We start from the raw sequence: 14,931 nt of genomic DNA on the forward strand, positions 1-14,931 counted from the left end.
GGGTCAGCCTCCGGTGGCGAAGCCGGGGAAGAGCGTCATGCCGCCGTCGACGTAGATCGTGCTGCCGACCACGTAGTCCATCAGGTCGGAGGCGAGCACGGTGACCGCGTCGGCGATGTCCTGCGGGTCGCCGACCCGGCGGTAGGGGATCAGTCCGAGCAGGGCCTGTTCGGCCTCCGGGGTCTCCCAGGCGCTGCGGTTGATCGGGGTGCGGATGGCGCCCGGGGCGACCGCGTTGACCCGGATCCGCTGCGGGGCGAGCTCCTGCGCCAGGGTCTGCATCATCATCAGGACGCCGCCCTTGGAGGCCGCGTAGTTGACGTGCCCGGCCCACGGGATGATCTGGTGCACCGAGCTCATGCAGATGATCTTGCCGGCGGCCCGGGACACCTCCGGGACCACGCCTCGGCGGACGAACTCCTTGGCCGCCTCCCGGGCGCACAGGAACTGTCCGGTGAGGTTGACGCCCAGCACCGTGTTCCACTGCTTCAGCGTCATCTCGGTGCTCGCCGCGTCGCGCTGGAGGCCGGCGTTGGCCACCAGGACGTCGACGGTGCCGAACTGCTCGACCATCGTGGCGAACATCCGGACGACCTGGTCCTCCTGGGAGACGTCCGCCTCGTGGGCGTAGGCCCGGACGCCGAAGGACTCGATCTCCCGCACCACCTCCTCGGCGGCGTCCCGGTCCGACACGTAGTTCACCACCACGTCGGCACCGGCCCGGCCGAGGCCGATCGCGGTGGCCTTGCCGATGCCCGAGTTGGCCCCGGTCACCAGGGCCTTCTGCCCCCGCAGGAGCTGGGCCGCAGCCGCCCCCCGGTTCGCGTCCACAGGTGAGGTCACCGCTGTCTCCCGTTCGTTCGCCGCCGGATTGTCACCGGCACTACCTTCCCCGGCGGCGGCCCGGCAGGGCGGCGCGGCTCACGCCGCTCGCCCGGCCGGAGCAGCCGCGTCCCCCGGACGGAGCAACCCGGGGCGGCCGGGGCGGCCACGCGGGCGGGTCGGGCTCGGTCGCGGGCCGGTCGGGCTCGGTCGCGAGCAGGGTCGGGCCCTGCGGCGAGGGCGGGCTGCGCGGGCGGGGCGTGGTCAGGCGCCCGGGGCGACCACCACGTTGTCCAGGCGCTCGCCCGCGAGGAAGCGGTTGAGCTGGGTGCGGATCAGGCGGTGGGCGCGCGGCAGGAAGGCGGAGCTGTTGCCGCCGGTGTGCGGGCTGATCAGGGTGTTCGGCGCCCGCCAGAGCGGGTGCCCGGGCGGCAGCGGCTCCGGGTCCGTGACGTCGAGCGCGGCCGACAGCCGCCCGCCGCGCACCTCCGCCAGCAGCGCGTCGGTGTCGACCACCGCGCCCCGGCCCACGTTCACCAGCAGGGCGCCGTCCTTCAGGGCGGCCAGGAAGCGGGCGTCGACCAGGCCCCGGGTGGCCTCGGTGAGCGGCACGGTGAGCACCACCACGTCCGCCCGGCGCAGCAGCCCCGGCAGGTCGGCGAGCGGGTGCACCGGTCCGCGCGGGGCGGTGCGGGCGGTCCTGGCCACCCGCAGCACCTCGCACTCGAAGGGCAGCAGGCGCTCCTCGACGGCCGCGCCGATCGAGCCGTACCCGACCACCAGGACGGTGCGGTCGGCGAGCGAGGCGGCCACCCCGGCGCGCCACACCCCGGCGTCCTGGGCCCGGACGAACTCCGGCACCCCGCGCAGCGAGGCCAGCACCAGGGTGACCGCGAGTTCGGCGGTGCTGGTGTCGTGCACGCCCCTGGCGTTGCACAGCGTCACCCCCGGCGGCAGGAACGGCACCACGTTCTCCACCCCCGCCGACAGGCTCTGCACCACCCGCAGCCGGGGCATCCGGTCGAGCAGCGGCAGCGCCGCCGCGGTGTGCAGGTAGGGCAGGACGAAGAACTCCACCCCGGCCAGCACCGGCGCCGGTGGCGGCTCGTCCCGGCCGTCCCACACGGCGGCCGGCAGCTCCGGCAGGCGGCCGATCTGCTCGGGCGGGTACGGGAGCAGGATCCTGACCGGTGGCCGGGCCGGCCCGGCGGCTGAAGAGCTCATGGAGGGATCTCAGCAGCGAACGGCCCGGGCGGCGAGCACGGCTCGCCGGGGCCATCCGGGTAAGTCCGGTCCGCCGCCCGGCGGCGCGGCCGTGCGGCGGCGGGCCCCGGCGCGCAGCATGTCCGGCAGGGGTGCCCGACACCGTGCCGCAGCAGGGAGAGCCACCGTGGAGACAGCCGTACCGGCGCCGACGGTCGTGGTGGTGATGGGTGTCTCGGGCGCCGGCAAGAGCACCGCGGCCCGGCTGCTGGCCGAGCGCCGGGAGGTGCCGTTCGTGGAGGGCGACCTGCTGCACCCGGCCACCAACATCGCCAGGATGGCGGCCGGGCACCCGCTCGACGACGCGGACCGCGAACCGTGGCTGCGGGCGCTGGACGGCCGGATCCGGGACGCCACCCGTACCGGGCGCGGCGCGGTGCTCTCCTGCTCCGCGCTCAAGCGCGCCTACCGGGACCGGCTACGGGCGGCCGGCCCCGGTGTCTGGTTCCTGTACCTGGCGCTCGACCGGGAGACCGCGCGGCGCCGGGTCGCCCACCGCCACGGGCACTTCATGCCGGCCGCACTGCTGGACTCGCAGTTCGCCGCGCTGGACCCGCTGGCACCGGACGAGCCCGGTCTGACCGTCGACGCGGCCGAGGGCACCCCGGCCGCGCTCGATCGGGCCGAGGCCGCGCTCGAACGGTTCGAGGCCGGCCGGCGCGGCTGAGGGCGCACCGAGATGCGTGCCGATGCCCGCGCTGCTGCAATGACTGGGGTGGCGGCCCATCGCCGCACGTGTCCGACCAGCGGAGGAGTCGACGTGAGCACAGAGCCCAACGAGCCGGGACCGATCGACTACCTCGTGGTCGAGTTCCCCGGCAGCCGGATGACCGGGGAAGGACTGCCGCTGCTGGTCGACCTGGTCGACCGGGGCATCATCCGGATCCTGGACCTGGTCTTCGTGAAGAAGGAGCAGGACGGGACGGTGGTCGGCATCGAGCTGACCGACCTGGACGGGGACGGCCGGCTGGACCTGGCCGTGTTCGAGGGCGTCTCCTCCGGCCTGCTCGGCCAGGACGACATCGACGAGGTCGGCACGGTGCTCGAACCGGGCAGCTCGGCGGGCGTCCTGGTCTACGAGAACGTGTGGGCCGGGCCGTTCGCGGCCGCGCTGCGGCGCGGCGGGGCCCGGCTGGTGGCCAACGGGCGGATCCCGGTCGAGGCGGTCCTCGCCTCGCTGGACGCCGCCGAGACCGGGGCCTGAGCGCCGGGGCCCGTCCGAACGAGGGAAGGAAGCACGTCATGCCAGGACTACTCCGCGGGGTCGCCCGCACCGCCGTCGTCGCCGGGACCGCCACCGCGGTCTCCAACCGGGTCTCCCGGCGGCAGGCCGGCCGCTGGGCCGAGCAGGACGCCCAGCAGGCGCCGCCGCAGCAGGCCTACGAATCGCAGCCGGTCTACCAGACCCCGCCGCCGGCCGCCGCACCGGGCGACGACATGAGCAGCAAGATCGCCCAGCTCAAGGACCTGGGTGAGCTGAAGAGCCAAGGGGTGCTCACCGAGGCCGAGTTCGAGGCGCAGAAGGCGCGACTGCTCGCCTCCTGACCGGCCGGACCGAGCGCCGCGGGGCCTTCCCGCGGCGCTCCGGCGTGCCCGGGGTGGGGTCGCTCCGGGGTGCGCGGCGTGGGGCCGCCCCGGCGTGGTCGGGGTGCCCAGGTGCTCACTTGGTCGGCACGCCGCCGAGGAAGTCCTTGATCCGGTCCCAGACCGTCCGCCGGTCGGGCGGGAAGCGGCGCAGCGCCTTGGCGCGCTTGGCCGAGCCCTCCGGGTAGCGCCAGCGGGCCCACGGGGAATCCGGTTTGGCCAGCCGGATCGCGGCGACGACCGCGATCACCGGCACCAGGATGCCGAACAGTCCGGTGGCGATCTTGCCCTTGAGCAGGGCGACCACCGAGAAGGCCAGGTTGATCAGCAGGATCGCGGCGATCACCGGTGCGCTGTCGCCGCCGCCGGAGCTGTCGTCGGTGGCGAACGGGTTGGCGCCGAGCAGCACCAGGATCCCGATGACGGCGGCGATCAGCACCGCGTCCACCGACTTGCGCCCGTCCGCCGACCAGTAGACGTCGTCCAGGTGGAACCAGAGCGCGAACTCGTCCAGCGTCAGCGCCGCCCCCGCGCCGAACATCGCCGCCAGCACCGCCCGCCAGACCGGCCCCGGCTGGTACGCGAACTCGGCGGCGCCGGCGACCAGCATCAGGAAGATGCCGTAGACCTGGTGGTGGACGTGCAGGCCGCCGACCGAGACGTCCCGGAACGGGCCCTTGCCGGCCCGGATCATCCTGGTGATGATCCGGGTGAGCAGGAAGGTCACGATGAACGCGCCGACCATCCAGCCGATGCCGTTGCGCAGCGGGGTGCTGTTGGTGTCGATCTGCACGGTGACCCCGGCGAGGTGGGTGCGGGCGAGGTGGGCGGCGGCGGGGTGGGCGGCGGCGGGGTGGGCCCCGGTGGTGGCGAGGTCAACCATCGGTGCCGCGGGAGGCCGGTGGGGCGGGTGCGGCCGGCGGGGTTCCGGGGGCCGCCGGGGCGGCCGGCGGTGGGCCCGGTGGGGTGCCCGGCGGAGTGCCCGGCGGTCGGCCCGGTGGGGCGGTCGGCGGGGGCGCGTCCGGCGGGGTGGTGGGCGGGGGCGGCCGGTGCCGGCGGCTGAACAACGCGGGCAGGCTCGGGGTCTCCAGGAACCCCTCCGCGCGGGCCGAGGCCATCGCGATCCGCGGCAGCTCGCCGCCCTTGCGGAAGCAGAGGTAGCGCGGCTCCCAGACCGGCCGGTACTTGGCGTTGGCCCGGTACAGCGACTCGATCTGCCACCAGCGCGAGAAGAACGACAGCACGGCCTTCCACAGCCGCAGCACCGGCCCGGCGCCCAGCCGGGAGCCGCGCTCGAAGACCGCGCGGAACATCGCGAAGTTCAGCGAGATCCGGACCACGCCGTGCTGCTCGGCCGCGCCGATCAGGTCCAGGACCATGAACTCCAGCAGCCCGTTGTCCGCCTCGCGGTCACGGCGCATCAGGTCGAGCGAGAGCCCGTCGCTCCCCCACGGCGCGAAGGACAGCAGGGCGCGCAGGGTGCCGTCGGCGTCCGTGCACTCGACCATCAGGCACTGGCCGTCCTCGGGGTCGCCGAGCCGGCCGAGCGCCATCGAGAAGCCGCGCTCGGTCTGGCCGCCGCGCCAGTGGTCGGCCAGCCGGACCAGGGCGTCCATCTCCTGTTCCGGGATTTCGGCGTGGCGGCGGATCCGGGTGGTGTACCCGGCCCGCTGGACCCGGTTGTAGGCCTGCCGGAGCCCGCGCATCGTCCGGCCCTCCAGGCTGAACTCGGCCACCTCGACGATCGCCTCGTCGCCGAGTTCCAGGGCGTCCAGACCGTGCCGGCCGTAGACCGTGCCGGCCTCCTGTCCCGCGCCGATCACGGCGGGCACCCAGGCGTTGGCGCGGGCCTGCGCCAGCCACGGTTCGATGGCGCCCGGCCAGGCCTCCGGGTCGCCGATCGGGTCGCCGGAGGCGAGCGAGACCCCGCCCACCACCCGGTAGGCGATCGCCGCCTTGCCGGACGGCGACCAGGCCACCGACTTGTCCCGGCGCAGCGCGAAGTAGGCCAGCGAGTCGCGCTCGCCCCAGCGGTCCAGCAGCGCCCGCATCCGGGCCTCGTCGTCGGCGGTCAGCCACTCGCGGTTCTTGGGCGAGCGGAACAGCACGTACAGGACGAGCAGGAAGAGCAGCACGCCGGCGATGTTGACCACCACGTCCACCCAGCGCGGCACGTCGACCCCGGTCACGTCGACGTCGCCGGACAGGGTGAGCACCCGGGCCAGCGCGTACCCCAGGTCGGCGGCCCAACCGCCGTTCGCGTCACGGTCGGTGGCCTCCACCAGCACGGCGCCGCCGGCCACCACCAGGATCAGCCCGACCACGGCGGTGACCGCCGCCAGCCGGGCGTTGCCCCGGGCGCCGCGGCCGCGGAAGCGGGAGCGGCCCAGGAAGAGCGCCACCGTGATCAGGCAGGTGATGGCGGTGGAGAACCAGTTCACGACGTGCGAGCGGAACACCGCCTGGCCGAGTGCGGCCACGAACAGCAGCGAGAACGGCACGAACAGGATCACCGCGAACCACCAGGCGGCGCGCTTGCCCCGGCCGAGCATCACCGCCAGGAAGGTGGCCAGCGCCAGCGAGGTGAAGCCGGTGGTGAGCGGGAACGGCGGGTACAGGTCGCCGGTGTCGATCCGCTTGAACTGGGCGCGCAGCGGCGCCAGCACCACGGCGAGCAGGATCAGCGCGGCGACCACCCTGAGGTAGCCCACCACCAGCCCCGCGGCGAACCCGGCCAGCCGGGTCTCCTCGGCCCGCTCCTGCGGCTGTGACATGCGCAGCGCACCGCCTTCACCCGTGTCCGCTGCCCCCGACGGTCGGCCACGGCGCCTGGACGGGGGCAGGGCGGATCCCTGCTCAAGCATCGGGCGGGCGGCCGGGGGCGGCCACCGCTGGCGCCCGGACGGGCGAGCGGGACGCGTGCGGGCGCGGCGGGTCCGCGGCGGGTCGGCCGGCTCGGCGCCGGGAAAACCAGATGCCCGTCGCCGGCCGGGCCGTCACCATGCGTACCGGGAGTGGGGCGCACCGGCGTCCGGCCCCGCCCGCAGGAGGTGCACCACCATCAGCAGTGCTCGACAACGCCCCGGCCGGGCGGACACGGCCGCCGACGGGCTGAAGCTGCACCGGCGGGTGCGGCGGCTGGACGGCCGCCCGTACACGGTGCTGGGGCTGCGGCCCGGGACGGCGGCGCGGTTCGCCACCAACCACTACCACCAGACCTGGCACGTCCTTTCGGACCCTTCCGGGGCGCGGCTGCTGGCCCGGCTGCTGTGGGGCCTGTCCTACCAGCGGCACCCCGGCACGCTGGTGGTGATCGACCGGCCGTTCCTCGACCCGACCCCGTTCGAGGGCGAGCCGAGCGACCCGGTGGTGCTGGTGCCCCGGGACCTCACCCCGCTGGACGAGGGCGCCGCGCGGGCGCTGCGGCGGGCGCTGCCGCTCGGCACGGCGCCGGACGGGACGGTGCGCTGGCGCACCGGCGGGCTGGACCGGGCGCTGGCCGATCCCGAGGGGTGGCGCGAGCAGGTGCGGCGCGCGTACCGGGACGGCGGCGACTTCCGGCACCTGGTGACCCGGCGGGGCGGGCTGGTGATGGTGTCGGCGGCGCCGTGGCAGCTGCGGGAGTGGGCCGTGGACACCGCGGGCCTCGGCGGGCGCGGGCCGTACGACAGCGGCCACACGTTCCTCGGTGAGGGCTGTGTGGCGCCGGGCGAGGTGCAGACCTTCCGGCGCTACCGGGCGATGGTGTCCAGCGCGGTGGTGGCCCGCCGGGAGGTGCTGGCCGAGGACACCGGCCTGGACCTGCCGCAGAGCGTGCGGGAGCGGATCTGGCGGCGCTCCGCCGAGGTCCGGCGCCGCACCGCCCCCGCACCGGTGGTCGGCGCGGGGGCGGCGGAGTGAGGCGCGGTCAGCCGACCAGGCGGTACTTGGTGGACGGCACGCCACTGGTGTAGCTGCAGTCGTACGTGCTGGTGGTGGCCGAGTACGACCAGCCGGCCGGCGCCCAGCAGGCCCACAGGCCGTTCACCGGCTGCTTGATCCGGTAGGTGGTGGCCGGCACGCCCTGGACGGTGCCGCAGGCGGTGGTGTAGGTGATCAGGTCGTAGGTCCAGCCCGGCTTCACCGAGCAGGCCGTCAGGCCGTCGACCGGGGTGCGCAGGCGGTAGCTGGTGGCCTGCGAGCCGATCTGGGCGCAGGCGCTGCCGAACACCACGGAGTCGTAGACGAAGCCGTCGACCGGGGTGCAGGACAGCACGCCCTCGGCGGGCGTGCGCAGGCGGAACACGGTGGACGTCCAGCTCGCGCCGCCGCTGCACTGGCGGGTCTGCTGGACCTGGTCGTAGGTGTAGCCGGCCGGGACGCTGCACGCCCAGGTGCCGTCGAGGCCGGCGGCGCTCGCCGGGGCGGCGGGCACCGCGGCGAGCGAGGCGAACAGCAGGGCGGCGGCGGCCGAGAGCGCGAGGGCCACGCGCGAGGCGAGGCGGCCGATGCGGCGCAGTGGGCTCATGAAGGACATGGGTCCCCCCAGGAAGCACGGTCGGTGTGGTGGCGACCGTGGTGACTGAATCATGCGGTCACATGATCGCCGCAGTTATAGCACCGACCCTTCACGTCCTGACAGGCCGTCATTCCATCTCCCTCGCACCCCTGTCCGAATCTCATGCCCGCCCCACCAGCCACATCCGCCACATCTCCGGCCCGACCGGGCCCGAGGTGCCCGGGGAGATTGGCCGAGATGCGATCGGTCCCGTCGGGTAGGTTCGGTGGTCATGGGTGATCTTGGGGTGTTGCCGGTGGGGCCGCTCGTGGTGGCGGCCGGGCAGGCGGGGTGTGTCGGGCTGGACGTGGGGGCGAACGTGGCTGCCGCCGCGGGGCTGGTGCGGCGGGCGGCCGGGGCGGGGGCCGGGGTGCTGGTGCTGCCGGAACTGTTCCTGACCGGGTACGAGTTGGCGGGGATCGTGGCCGATCCGCGGGGGTGCACGGTGGCACCCGGGGACGCCCGGCTGGATCCGCTGGCCGCCGCGTGCGCCGAGACCGGGACGGCCGTGGTGGCCGGGGCGCCGGTGCGGGACGCCGGGACGGGGGCGCTGCACATCGCGGCGATCGTGCTCGGCCGGGACGGGCGGTTCGCGGCGCGGTACGACAAGCAGCACGTCACCCCGGCCGAGCGGGCCGCCGGCTTCACGCCCGGCTCCCGGGGCTGCACCGTCGAACTGGACGGCTGGCGGCTCGGCCTCGGCATCTGCTGGGACTCGGGCTTCCCCGAGCACGCCCGGGCCGCCGCACTGGACGGCTGCCACGCCTACCTGGTCGGCGCGATGTTCGGCCGGGGCGCCGGGGCCCGCCAGCTGGCGACGGTGTTCCCGGCCCGGGCGCTGGACAACACCGGTTACGTGCTGCTGGCCAACCACAACGGCCCGAGCGGCCCGTACCACGGCTGCGGTGGCAGTGCGGTGTGGAACCCGGACGGCACGGTGCTGGCCCAGGCCGGACCGGCGGACGCCGCGCTCGCAGTGGCCCGGCTCGATCCGGCGGTGCTGGCGCACGCCCGGGCCGAGGACCCGGTGCTGGTCGACCCGTCGCTGACCGCTCCGGCGCGCCCCCGGGACGGCGTCCGGCTGTGAGCGACGGCCCGCCTTCAGGTGCCGAGGATGCGGGCCTTCGCCGCGGCCAACTCCTGGTCGGAGAGTACGCCTTGCTGGTGCAGCGCGCCCAACCGCTCCAGGCTGCTGATGTCCTCCTCGGTGAGCCCGCCGGCCGCGGCCGCCTGGGCCGGGGCGGGCTGCTGCGGCGGTGGCGCCTGGGCCGCGGCGCGCTCGTCCTGGCGCCGGGAGACCCGGCCGGAGACGGCGGTCGCGGTGCCGGCGACCACCGCGGTACGGGCGGCCGTGCCGAGCACGCCCGGGCGGCCCGCCCGGCGTACGGAGCGTCCCAACATCGGGGTGTTCCTTCCTGCTCCGGGCCACCGGCTCAGCCGGCGGCCTCCAGTGCCTGCTCGACCACGGGGGCGGGGATGCGTTCGTGCTCCAGCAGCACCCCGCCGGCCCGCCGGACGGCGCCGGCGACCGCGGCGGCCCAGCTGTTCTCCCAGATCAGCAGGGCGGCCGAGGAGTCGGGCACCAGCGCCTCGGCGATCTGGGCGAGGTCCTCCTCGCTGAACAGGCCGTCGATCTCCCCGTCGATGTCCCGGAAGACGATCGCCTCGTCCGGCTCCAGCGCCTCCAGCTCCAGGTAGCTGACCGCACCCGTGGCGTCCTTCTTGATGAAGGTCAGGTCGAGGATCCGGACGGTGCCGTTCTGGACCAGCCGTTGCAGCTCGGGGGCGATCTCGCCGTTGAAACGGTTGCCGGGGAAGGCGATCACGACGTACTCCACCGGACCCATGTCCATCGCGCAACTCCCTTCTCAGCCCAGCACCTTGGCCTTGGCCTGCTGGTACTCCTGCTCGGTCAGGTCACCGCGCCCGCGCAGATCGGCCAGTTTGGCCAGCTGATCGGCGTGGTTCCCGCCGCCGCCGTCGCCCGCGGTCTCCCGGACGTACGAGCGGAACTCCTCGTCGCGCTTGCGCGCCGCCTTGGCGCTGCGCTCCCCCATCCCCTTCCCCCGCACGATCAGGTAGATGAAGATGCCGAGGAACGGCAGCAGCACGACCACGATCGCCCAGGCCGCCTTGGCGCCGCCGCCGATCGAGTCGTCCCGGAAGATGTCGTCGATGACGCGGATCAGCAGGAAGATCCACAGGATCCAGAGGAAGATCTCCGCGATCGTCCAGAAGAGGCTGAGCAGGGGATAGTCGCTGGCCAGTGACGTGGCGATCATGTGTGTGCCTCCCTCGGGCGGCGCCGCTCCGGCCGGGTTGCCCCGCGGCCGCAGGTGCTCCGCGGGTCGTGGCGAGCCGCGGCTCGCGGGCGGCCCGGGCGCACGGTCGCACCGGTTCCAGCATGCGCCCGTCCTCACCCGCCCGCTTCACCCGCGGCGGGTGAGGCGGGGCCGTCCGGGTCACCGACCGCAGGGAGACGGGCCTGCTGCGCCGCCACCCGGGCCGACCTGGGGGCCAGCAGGGCGGTCAGCGCAGGGTCGGCCGCCGCCGCCAGCCGCCGCAGCAGCGCCCGGAGCCGGTCGAGCACCATCGGCGACCGGGCGGCGGCGACGATCACCTCGTCCAGTCCGGTGCGCAGGAACTCCTCGGCGGTCGGCAGCGGGACCACCAGCCGCAGCGCGCGTTCGGCGTCGGTGAACCGCAGCACCCGGGCCGGCCCGTGCACCGCCAGGCCGAGCAGGTCCTCCAGGTCCTCCAGCGCCTGCACGGCGGTGGCCGGATCGTTCACCGCCGGGGAGAGCGCCCGCAGCGCGATGTCGGCGAGCAGCCGGAAGGCGAGCAACGGGTCCTGGTCGAAGGTCCGCTCCTGACCGGTGCGCAGTCCGGCGAGCACCGCCGCGTCGAGCCCTGCGGTGTCCGGAGGGCCGGCACCGGCGGCGCCGCGCAGGTCGGCCACCGGGGCGCCGCGCCGCAGGGTGGCACCGGGCAGGGCCCGCAGTACCAGGACCCCGCCGGCCGCCCGGGCGGCCGCCACCAGGCGGTCCGCGTCGACCTGCTGGAGCGCCACCGGCGGGCCCGGCCAGCGGACCGTCGACCACCGCTCCGGGCCCGCCGCCGGGTCGGACGGCTCCGGCGGCGGAGCCGCGTACAGGGTGGCCAGCACCGCCCGGCCGCGGACCGCCACCGAGTCGAGCACCGGCGCCAGCTGGATCGCGGCGAAGGCCTTCAGCTGGAGCGTCCTGAGCAGCACCAGCATGGCGAGCAGCAGGAGCAGCGTCACCGCCGGCACCACCACGGAGACGTCGGTGCGGTTGCCGATAGCCATCGCCGCGGTGACCCCGAAGACCGCCAGGCCGACCGAGAAGGCGAAGGTGCGCCAGACGATCGGCGCGTCCCGGAAGAGCGTCAGGCGCGGGGTGAAGGTGGTGGCCGCCCACTGCAGCACCAGGAACAGCAGCGAGAACACCACCGTGACGGCGCCCAGCACGCCGAGTCCGAGCCCGAGCAGCAGTTCGGCGGTGGGACGGGCCGGCACGGTGGGGCCGGCCGTCGCCCTCGGCACCAGCAGCCCGAGGCCGAACCCGGCCAGCGCGCCCAGCAGTTGGGCCAGCCCGGCCCGCAGCCGCCGCCGGCGGGCCGGCAGGGCGTGAGTCGGGCGGACCCGCGCCGCCCTCATCCGACCGCCGGGGGCCGGGGCGCGCCCGGGTGCCGGCGCGGGTCGGCGGCGCGCAGCCGCCGCGAGATCTTCATCGGACCTCCGCCCGTACCGGGCCGGCCGCCGCCGCGGGGCCGCTCCTCGCCCGTACAGGTCGAGCGTGGGTGCGGGGCGGCGGCCCGCGCATCACCCGGGGCGGGTGATGCGAGTGGCGACCGGGGCCGGGCGGCGGTTCAGTGGAGGGGTCGCCCGATCGCCGACCGACCTGACGCGAACCGCGGTGAGCCCATGTTCGATCCCGCCCGCCCCGACTCCCCCGCCGAGCCGCCCGCAGAGCCGGCCACCGGCCGTACGGCGCCGGGGGGCGACCCGATCCTGGCGGCGCGGTTCGCCGTCCCGGCCCTGCCCCGGGCCCTGGTGCACCGCCCCGCCCTGCTGGAACGGCTCGCCGCGGGCGTCCGCGGGCCGCTCACCTTCGTCAACGGACCGGCCGGCGCGGGCAAGAGCGTGCTCGCCGCGCACTGGCTCGCCAGCCACCGGCCCGGCACGGCCGCCTGGCTGACCCTCGAACCCGGGGACACCCCGGACACCTTCTGGGCGTACGTGCTCGCGGCGCTGCGCCGCCAGGGCGTCCCGGTCCCGGAGCGGGTCCCGGAGCGGGTGCCGGAGCGGGAGCCGGATCGCGTGCCGGGCACGGGCGGCGCGGACCGGCGGCTGCTGGCCCGGCTGGCCGCGGGCCTGGCCCGCGCGCCGAGGCCGGTGGTGCTGGTGCTCGACCAGGTCGACGCGGTGCCCTCGCGGGAGGTCGCCGACGGTCTCGCGTTCGTGCTGCGCTGCGGCGCGCCCTCGCTGCGGCTGGTGCTGCTCGGCCGCAGCGAGCCGCTGCTGCCCCTGCACCGCTACCGGGCCGCCGGGGAGATCACCGAGATCCGCAACGACGAGCTGCGCTTCTGCGCCGCCGACGCCGACACCCTGCTGCGCGACCACGGCCTGGCGGTGTCCGAGGCGACCCTGCGGCTGCTGGTCGACCGCACCGAGGGCTGGGCGGCGGGGCTGCGGCTGTGCGCGCTGGCCATGCAGCGGTCCGGCGACGCGGAGGCCTTCGTGCACGGGTTCGCCGCCGACCGGACCAGCGTCGCCGACTACCTGCTCGGCGAGGTGCTGGAGGCCCAACCGCCCGCCACCCAGGACCTGCTGCTGCGTTCGGCCGTGACCGCCCGGATCCACCCCGACCTGGCGGACGCCCTGACCGGGCGGCAGGACGGCGCCTGGACGCTCGCCCGGCTGGCCCGGGCCAACGCCTTCCTGGAACCGGTGGACGGCTCCGCCTGGTACCGGCTGCACCCGCTGTTCGCCGAGGTGCTGCGCGCGCACCTGCGGCACCGTCAGCCGGGCGCGGAGCCGCGCCTGCGCCGCCGGGCGGCCCGCTGGTTCGCCGGGCAGGGGCTGCTCGCCGAGGCGGTCGGGCAGGCGGCGGCCGCCGGTGCCTGGCAGCTCGGTGCGGAGCTGGTGGTCGGCGAGCTGGCGCTCGGCCGGCTGGTCGCCGGCGCCGCGCCGGACCGGTTGGACGGGCTGGACGGACTGGACGGGCTGCTCGCCGGCCTGCCACCGGGTACGGCGGGCGCGGCGCCGGCGCTGGTCGAGGCGGCCGGGCGGCTCGCCGAGCACGACCTCGCGGGCTTCGCCGCGGCGCTGCGGCGGGCCGAGGACCTGCTCGACGGGGCCGCCGACCCGGCGGCCCGGCTCGGCGCCGCGTACCTGGCCGTGCTCGGCGGACGCCTCGCCGGTGACCCCGCGGCGACCGGGCGGGCGGCGGCAGCGGCGGACCGGTGGCTGCCCCGGGTCGCGCCGGCCGTGCTCGCCCGGCACCCGGAGATCCGGGCCGCGGTGCTGGCCGGGCACGGCGCGGCGGAGCTCGGCGGCGGACGGCCGGCGGCGGCGCGGGCCTTCCTGACGGCCGCGCCGGGGCTCTGCGGGGCACCAGGGGCGGAGTACGCGGCAGGTGACCGCCTAGCGTTGCTGGCCCTGGCCGAGCTGCTGCTCGGACGGCTGCGCGCGGCACGGACGCACGCACAGGACGCGCTCGCGCAGGCAGAACCCCATGGCCGCCCGGCCGCGCTGGCCCGGCTGGTGCTGGCCGGGGTCGCGGTCGAACGGTCCGAGCCGGCCACCGCGCGGGAGCACCTCGCCCACGCCGGCGCCGCCCTCGCCGCGGAGCCGGCCGCGGCGGTGGCGGCGGCCGTGATCGGCGCCCGGCTGGCGCTGGCCACCGGCGATCCGGCGGCTGCCCTGGCCGGCCTCCGGGCGGCCGCGGCCCGGCTCGGCGCGCCGGCCGGGTGGGCCGGTGCGGAGCTGGCGATCGCCGCATCCGCCGCGCAGCTGGCCGGCGCCGATCCGGACGCCGCGCTGGCGGCCCTGGCGGAAGCCGACCCGGCCCACCCGGGCACCGCCCCGGCCCTGGCCCGGGCACTGCTCGCGGCGGGGGACGATCCGGCGGCAGCCGCCGTACTGGCCGACCTGGCTCCGGAGGCCGACCCGGGGGACGGTGACGACATCGGCATCGTCGGCCCGGTCGAGCTCTGCCTGGTGCGGGCGCAGGCCGCCGAGCGGCGCGGGGACGCCGGGTCCGCGCAGCGACTGCTGGGCCGAGCGCTGGCGCCGGCCGGGCCGGAGGAGCTGCGCCGGCCGTTCGCCGAGGCCGGCCCCTGGCTGGCGCAGGTGCTGCGGCGCGTCCCGCGGACGGCGTACGCGTGGCTGCCCGGGCCGGCGGCCCGCCCGTACGGTGCTGCGGACGGAGGGTTGGCTGTGCCGGTCGAGGCGCTGAGCGCGCGGGAGCGGGAGGTACTGGGCCAGGCCGCGCAGTTGCTGTCCACCGAGGAGATCGCGGCCGAGCTCTACGTGTCGGCCAACACCGTGAAGACCCACCTGCGCAGCGCGTTCCGCAAGCTCGGCGTCAATCGCCGCAGCGAGGCCGTCCGCCGCGCCCGCGAACTCGGCCAGCTCTGACACCGGCCGTACGGGACGGGGGCGCCTCGCCCGGTGCGGGCGATGCCGGGGCGGCGGGCCG

The 14,931-nt window shown here is 76.3% G+C and carries 15 protein-coding genes; 6 read left to right on the forward strand and 9 right to left on the reverse strand.

Translation table 11 applies throughout. The features are described from left to right. Positions 1-3: 3 nt before the first annotated feature. Both ABT014_RS30110 and ABT014_RS30115 read right to left on the reverse strand, forming a co-directional pair. A complete protein-coding gene (locus ABT014_RS30110; protein WP_350642400.1) occupies positions 4-843 on the reverse strand; it encodes an SDR family oxidoreductase in 840 nt (279 codons plus the stop codon). A 243-nt stretch (positions 844-1,086) separates the two neighbouring features. Continuing rightward, a complete protein-coding gene (locus tag ABT014_RS30115) occupies positions 1,087-2,046 on the reverse strand; it encodes a 2-hydroxyacid dehydrogenase (protein ID WP_350642401.1) in 960 nt (319 codons plus the stop codon). A gap of 205 nt (positions 2,047-2,251) precedes the next feature. On the opposite strand from ABT014_RS30115, the gene ABT014_RS30120 reads away from it, so the two are divergent. The 3 genes from ABT014_RS30120 (at position 2,252) to ABT014_RS30130 (ending at position 3,630) form a co-directional block, all read left to right on the forward strand. Then, a complete protein-coding gene (locus tag ABT014_RS30120; RefSeq protein WP_350642440.1) occupies positions 2,252-2,752 on the forward strand; it encodes a gluconokinase in 501 nt (166 codons plus the stop codon). 93 nt (positions 2,753-2,845) lie between these two features. Next, entirely contained in the window at positions 2,846-3,289 is a 444-nt protein-coding gene (locus ABT014_RS30125) for a DUF6325 family protein (protein WP_350642402.1), read from the forward strand. Between the two features lie 38 nt (positions 3,290-3,327). Beyond that, a complete protein-coding gene (locus tag ABT014_RS30130; protein ID WP_350642403.1) occupies positions 3,328-3,630 on the forward strand; it encodes an SHOCT domain-containing protein in 303 nt (100 codons plus the stop codon). A 115-nt stretch (positions 3,631-3,745) separates the two neighbouring features. On the opposite strand, the gene ABT014_RS30135 is transcribed toward ABT014_RS30130, so the two are convergent. Then, the gene (locus ABT014_RS30135) at positions 3,746-4,552 is read right to left on the reverse strand and encodes a hypothetical protein (RefSeq protein ID WP_350642404.1); all 807 of its coding nucleotides are present in this window, start codon (positions 4,550-4,552) and stop codon (positions 3,746-3,748) included. After that, the gene (locus ABT014_RS30140) at positions 4,545-6,443 is read right to left on the reverse strand and encodes a phosphatidylglycerol lysyltransferase domain-containing protein (RefSeq protein WP_350642405.1); all 1,899 of its coding nucleotides are present in this window, start codon (positions 6,441-6,443) and stop codon (positions 4,545-4,547) included. The genes ABT014_RS30135 and ABT014_RS30140 overlap by 8 nt, the downstream gene beginning before the upstream one ends. A 355-nt stretch (positions 6,444-6,798) precedes the next feature. On the opposite strand from ABT014_RS30140, the gene ABT014_RS30145 reads away from it, so the two are divergent. Then, positions 6,799-7,569 carry a hypothetical protein gene (locus ABT014_RS30145; RefSeq protein ID WP_350642406.1) on the forward strand — a complete coding sequence of 257 codons (771 nt, stop codon included), beginning with the start codon at positions 6,799-6,801 and terminating at the stop codon, positions 7,567-7,569. 7 nt (positions 7,570-7,576) lie between these two features. On the opposite strand, the gene ABT014_RS30150 is transcribed toward ABT014_RS30145, so the two are convergent. Beyond that, positions 7,577-8,176, reverse strand: coding sequence for a hypothetical protein (locus tag ABT014_RS30150; protein ID WP_350642407.1), 600 nt, complete (start codon positions 8,174-8,176; stop codon positions 7,577-7,579). A 262-nt stretch (positions 8,177-8,438) separates the two neighbouring features. On the opposite strand from ABT014_RS30150, the gene ABT014_RS30155 reads away from it, so the two are divergent. Next, a complete protein-coding gene (locus tag ABT014_RS30155) occupies positions 8,439-9,293 on the forward strand; it encodes a carbon-nitrogen hydrolase family protein (RefSeq protein ID WP_350642408.1) in 855 nt (284 codons plus the stop codon). Between the two features lie 14 nt (positions 9,294-9,307). Here the strand turns inward: ABT014_RS30155 and ABT014_RS30160 are convergent, their stop codons facing one another. The 4 genes from ABT014_RS30160 to ABT014_RS30175 all read right to left on the reverse strand — a co-directional run bounded on the left by ABT014_RS30160 (position 9,308) and on the right by ABT014_RS30175 (position 11,885). Beyond that, the gene (locus tag ABT014_RS30160; protein ID WP_350642409.1) at positions 9,308-9,607 is read right to left on the reverse strand and encodes an SHOCT domain-containing protein; all 300 of its coding nucleotides are present in this window, start codon (positions 9,605-9,607) and stop codon (positions 9,308-9,310) included. A gap of 32 nt (positions 9,608-9,639) precedes the next feature. Then, on the reverse strand, positions 9,640-10,059 hold the full coding sequence (locus ABT014_RS30165) for a DUF6325 family protein (protein ID WP_350642410.1): 420 nt from the start codon (positions 10,057-10,059) through the stop codon (positions 9,640-9,642). Positions 10,060-10,074: 15 nt separating this feature from the next. Next, complete coding sequence (locus tag ABT014_RS30170; protein ID WP_350642411.1) at positions 10,075-10,488, reverse strand: SHOCT domain-containing protein; 414 nt, start codon at positions 10,486-10,488, stop codon at positions 10,075-10,077. Positions 10,489-10,622: 134 nt separating this feature from the next. Further along, positions 10,623-11,885 carry a DUF2254 family protein gene (locus tag ABT014_RS30175; RefSeq protein ID WP_350642412.1) on the reverse strand — a complete coding sequence of 421 codons (1,263 nt, stop codon included), beginning with the start codon at positions 11,883-11,885 and terminating at the stop codon, positions 10,623-10,625. Positions 11,886-12,152: 267 nt separating this feature from the next. Between ABT014_RS30175 and ABT014_RS30180 the strand changes: the two genes are divergently transcribed. After that, positions 12,153-14,870: a winged helix-turn-helix domain-containing protein gene (locus ABT014_RS30180; RefSeq protein ID WP_350642413.1), complete on the forward strand. Its 2,718-nt coding sequence runs from the start codon at positions 12,153-12,155 to the stop codon at positions 14,868-14,870. The last annotated feature ends 61 nt before the right edge of the window (positions 14,871-14,931 follow it).

Origin of the sequence: Kitasatospora sp. NPDC094015 (assembly GCF_040304075.1) — a bacterium.
Taxonomy (GTDB): Bacteria; Actinomycetota; Actinomycetes; order Streptomycetales; family Streptomycetaceae; genus Kitasatospora.

Bases quoted from the DNA above. Each gene is read 5' to 3' on its own strand.
- ABT014_RS30115 (WP_350642401.1), bottom strand. From the start codon at position 2,046: ATGAGCTCTTCAGCCGCCGGGCCGGCCCGGCCACCGGTCAGGATCCTG.
- ABT014_RS30120 (WP_350642440.1), top strand. From the start codon at position 2,252: ATGGGTGTCTCGGGCGCCGGCAAGAGCACCGCGGCCCGGCTGCTGGCC.
- ABT014_RS30130 (WP_350642403.1), top strand. From the start codon at position 3,328: ATGCCAGGACTACTCCGCGGGGTCGCCCGCACCGCCGTCGTCGCCGGG.
- ABT014_RS30135 (WP_350642404.1), bottom strand. From the start codon at position 4,552: ATGGTTGACCTCGCCACCACCGGGGCCCACCCCGCCGCCGCCCACCCC.
- ABT014_RS30140 (WP_350642405.1), bottom strand. From the start codon at position 6,443: ATGTCACAGCCGCAGGAGCGGGCCGAGGAGACCCGGCTGGCCGGGTTC.
- ABT014_RS30150 (WP_350642407.1), bottom strand. From the start codon at position 8,176: ATGAGCCCACTGCGCCGCATCGGCCGCCTCGCCTCGCGCGTGGCCCTC.
- ABT014_RS30155 (WP_350642408.1), top strand. From the start codon at position 8,439: ATGGGTGATCTTGGGGTGTTGCCGGTGGGGCCGCTCGTGGTGGCGGCC.
- ABT014_RS30160 (WP_350642409.1), bottom strand. From the start codon at position 9,607: ATGTTGGGACGCTCCGTACGCCGGGCGGGCCGCCCGGGCGTGCTCGGC.
- ABT014_RS30165 (WP_350642410.1), bottom strand. From the start codon at position 10,059: ATGGACATGGGTCCGGTGGAGTACGTCGTGATCGCCTTCCCCGGCAAC.
- ABT014_RS30170 (WP_350642411.1), bottom strand. From the start codon at position 10,488: ATGATCGCCACGTCACTGGCCAGCGACTATCCCCTGCTCAGCCTCTTC.
- ABT014_RS30175 (WP_350642412.1), bottom strand. From the start codon at position 11,885: ATGAGGGCGGCGCGGGTCCGCCCGACTCACGCCCTGCCGGCCCGCCGG.
- ABT014_RS30180 (WP_350642413.1), top strand. From the start codon at position 12,153: ATGTTCGATCCCGCCCGCCCCGACTCCCCCGCCGAGCCGCCCGCAGAG.